Genomic DNA, 230 nt, shown 5'->3' on the forward strand with positions numbered 1-230 from the left:
GGTGTTTCTCCTGATGCAGGTTGGACATCTTACTTCCCGCTGGAAAGTAACGATTTCAGTGAATCAGTATGTTCGAACTATGACGCGATTGCAATTCAAATAGCTGGTATCTGTACATTACTGACTGGTATCAACTTTATCGTAACAATCTTTAAAATGAGAGCACCTGGCATGAAATTAATGAAAATGCCAATGTTCACATGGTCTATATTGATCACAAACTTCATTAT

Annotated in this window: 1 protein-coding gene; it reads left to right on the forward strand. The window is 37.4% G+C overall.

Annotated elements, in window-relative coordinates; genetic code table 11:
• Positions 1-230 (forward strand): cbb3-type cytochrome c oxidase subunit I (locus tag ACYP5M_RS26875; RefSeq protein ID WP_459735767.1); only part of this gene is annotated, 230 nt, incomplete at both ends.

It is taken from the genome of Peribacillus sp. N1, assembly GCF_054600815.1.